This is a genomic window from Herbaspirillum sp. B65 (assembly GCF_000333555.1).
In the GTDB taxonomy this organism is placed as follows: domain Bacteria; phylum Pseudomonadota; class Gammaproteobacteria; order Burkholderiales; family Burkholderiaceae_D; genus Herbaspirillum; species Herbaspirillum rubrisubalbicans.
In genome coordinates, this window is sequence record NZ_BADI01001012.1 from 1 (window position 1) to 1,401 (window position 1,401).

The 1,401-nt window shown below is 63.5% G+C and carries 1 protein-coding gene; it reads left to right on the plus strand.

Annotated features, from left to right (window positions below; all coding sequences use genetic code 11):
- The first annotated feature begins 70 nt into the window (after nt 1-70).
- Nucleotides 71-1,267 carry an aminotransferase-like domain-containing protein gene (locus I5W_RS23925; protein WP_044531124.1) on the plus strand — a complete coding sequence of 399 codons (1,197 nt, stop codon included), beginning with the start codon at nt 71-73 and terminating at the stop codon, nt 1,265-1,267.
- Nucleotides 1,268-1,401: the final 134 nt, after the last annotated feature.

Sequence of the window (1,401 nt, forward strand, 5' to 3'; positions counted from 1 at the left end):
CTGCTGCGGCCTGCAGAAGCCGCACGGCCCATAGCACCATCTCACACAGAACACAGATAGAGCGCACCGTATGAAACTCGAAAACCCCGCACCGCTGCAATGGCAGTTCTCCCAGCGTGCCGAAGCCATGAAGAGCTCGGCCATCCGCGAAATCCTGAAGGTGACCATGCGTCCCGACATCACCTCCTTCGCCGGTGGCCTGCCTTCGCCCTTGACCTTCCCGGTGGAGCACATGAAGGTCGCCTTCGACCGCGTGCTGAGCCAGCAAGGCAAGATGGCCTTGCAATACGGTCCCACCGATGGCTATCTGCCGCTGCGCGAATGGATCGCCGCTTCGCTGTCCTCCGATGGCGCACAGATCACCCCGGAACAGGTGCTGATGGTGTCCGGTTCCCAGCAAGGCCTGGACCTGCTGGGCAAGGTCTTGATCGACGAAGGCAGCAAGGTGCTGGTTGAGACCCCCAGCTACCTGGGCGCGCTGCAAGCCTTTGCGCTCTACGGTGCCAAGTTCGAGTCGGTGCCCAGCGATGAATCCGGCTTGCAGCCGGAGACCATCGAAGCCATCGCCGGGGGCGCCCGCATGTTGTATTCGCTGCCCAACTTCCAGAACCCGACCGGCCGCACGCTGCCCGTGGAGCGTCGCCTCAAGCTGGTGGAAACCTGTGCCCGCCTGGGCTTGCCGCTGATCGAGGATGATCCGTATGGCGCCCTGAGCTATCGCAATGCACCGCTGCCCAAGATGCTGTCGATGAACCCGGCCGGCGTGATCTACATGGGTTCCTTCTCCAAGGTCTTGACCCCTGGCATCCGCCTGGGCTATGTGGTCGCGCCGCGGCCCCTGATCCTGAAGATGGAACAGGCCAAGCAAGCCACCGACCTGCACACCGCGCAACTGACCCAGATGGTGGTGTACGAAGCCATCAAGGACGGCTTCCTGGACCAGCACGTACCGACCATCCGCAAGCTCTACGGCGACCAGTGCCAGGCCATGCTGGACGCGCTGCAACAGTACTTCCCGGCCAGCTGCAGCTGGAGCAAGCCGGAAGGTGGCATGTTCATCTGGGTGACCCTGCCCGAGCACATCGACGCTGGCGCATTGCTCAATGAAGCCGTGGAACAGGAAAAGGTCGCGTTCGTCCCCGGCGCACCGTTCTACGCCAACGTGGCGCAGAAGAACACCCTGCGCCTGTCCTTCGTGACCGTGCCGCCGGAACAGATCCGCGCCGGCGTGGAGCGCCTGGGCAAGCTGATCGCTGCCAAGCTGTAATCAGGCTGGATGGGTCTGCGCATGAAGATCGGCGATCTGCTCTTCGGCACCACCGACTGGGGCCCGGCATGAGCTACCAGGGCCTGGTCATTGTCGATGGGCGGTAGGGCGCTGGAGGCCGTCGGCTTCCGTGT